Source organism: Hymenobacter sp. AT01-02, assembly GCF_000961955.2.
GTDB classification, from domain to species: Bacteria; Bacteroidota; Bacteroidia; order Cytophagales; family Hymenobacteraceae; genus Hymenobacter; species Hymenobacter mucosus.
The window spans coordinates 1-1,721 of record NZ_JZIR02000242.1; the positions used below are offsets into that span (position 1 = coordinate 1).

3 protein-coding genes are annotated in these 1,721 nt (G+C 62.3%); all 3 read right to left on the reverse strand.

The features are described from left to right. Positions 1–91: 91 nt before the first annotated feature. Positions 92–550 (reverse strand): DUF6428 family protein, encoded by a 459-nt coding sequence (locus VI25_RS22835; RefSeq protein ID WP_055562969.1) that lies wholly within the window; start codon positions 548–550, stop codon positions 92–94. A gap of 30 nt (positions 551–580) precedes the next feature. Further along, positions 581–967, reverse strand: coding sequence for an ArsR/SmtB family transcription factor (locus tag VI25_RS22840; protein WP_236705221.1), 387 nt, complete (start codon positions 965–967; stop codon positions 581–583). A gap of 152 nt (positions 968–1,119) precedes the next feature. Further along, positions 1,120–1,721 (reverse strand): chromate transporter (locus VI25_RS22845; RefSeq protein ID WP_161807047.1); only part of this gene is annotated, 602 nt, incomplete at its 5' end.

Genomic DNA, 1,721 nt, shown 5'->3' on the forward strand with positions numbered 1-1,721 from the left:
GGTCATCAGGAGGTCAAACTCAGCCAAAAGTAGGATTAGCGAGCATAAGCGAAGCGACGCCACCCGCTACGGGCAGCGCCGCTAACAGTGCCTAGCAGCACCCGCTGCCGGGCGTGCAGCCTGCGATTTGCAACTGCGGCAAGGCAAATTCCTTTTCCGGAATGCCGCAGGCCTCCTGGGCCAGGCAGGCGGTTTGTTTCGGGGTCAGCACGAAATCGGTGCCATCGAAGGCCAGACCGAACTTGCCGATGGTGGCCTGCTGGTACTCTACCTCAATGTCCAGGTCTTCGGGGCCCAGAATCTTTTCCGACAACTGCAGAATGTGTAGGAATTTCTGGGGCGCTAGGCGATGGTCGTAGTCGCCAGCCTCCCACAGCTGAAAGTTGGCCACGGTCTCGCGGCGCTCCACGCCGCCACAGTCGATGAAGTGCTTGCTTACTAGGCCCACCTCCGTCACGTGGAAGTGCGCCGGCAGGTACTCGCCCGAGGGCAGGCGGAAGTTCACGGTATCGAGTCCGGCCAGGGACTGCTTCATTTCAAAGATTGTCATCGGTTAGCGAGGTTAGGGTACGGGATAGTGTTAGCAGGCGCAGGCCACGGCCGGTCCGCAGGCCGGGCTGGCCGTGGCCTCACTGAAAAAGCGGGTGAATTGCTGGTGGACCCGTTGGAGCAGCTCCGTGTTGAGGCAATAGCAGACCGTCAGCCCGTCGATTTCCCCGCGGATGAGGTCCAGGGCTTTCAACTCCTGCAGGTGCTGGGTGACAGTGGTGCGCGAGAGCGGCAACTCGGCCGCGATGTCGCCGGAGATGCACGTCTGTTTGGACGCTAGCAGCTGGATGATGGCCACCCGGGCCGGGTGCGCCAGCGCTTTAGCCACGCGGGCCAGTTGCTGTTGCTCAGCGGTGAAGGCGGTGGTTTTGGCGTAGGTCATGCAGGATAAGAAATCTATGTCGCAAACATACGACATAGTTTAACGGGTGTTTACAACACGGAGAATTTCTTGATTGTTGGTTGCTCCAGTTCTCCACCGTAAGTAGCAGCGGTCCTACTAAGCTACCGCTTGGGTTCAGCATTTAATCGAGAGTCCGTACCCACTACACCAGCCTTCCATACCCCATCTCACAGCATCCACCCAGCCTGTTGCAGGCCGTAGCCCAGGGCCGCGCCGCCTAGCACCAGCCAGGCAGAATTGACCCGGTAGCGCAGCAGTAGCACCGCGCTGGTCAGCGCCAGCGCTACCGTAGGCAGGTCCAGTAGGGCAGTGTGAGCCAGCGCCAGCGACACGACCGCCATCAGGGCCCAGGAGGAGGCATTCAGCCCATCGAGAAAGGCGCCGGCCAGCGGGGACTCCCGCAGCTGCGTTACCAGGTTGCGGCTGAGACTCACGAAGACGAAGGCGGGCAGGAAAATGCCCACCGTGGCCACCAACGCCCCGCGCCAGCCCAGCAGCACGTAGCCCACGAAGGTGGCCGTCGTGAATACCGGTCCCGGCGTCACTTGCCCCACCACCACGGCGTCGAGTAGTTGCGGCGTGGTCAGCCAGTGGAAGCGCTGCACCAAATCGGCATCGAGGAAGGCCAGCAGCACGTAACCGCTACCGTAGAGCACGGAGCCGATTTTGACGAAGGCGAGTCCTAGCGGTAGCAAGCCCAGCGGCCGGGACGCCCCGGTAGCTGGTGCGCCGCCCGGCCCCCAGGCCCAGCAACGCGGGCAGCAAAGCC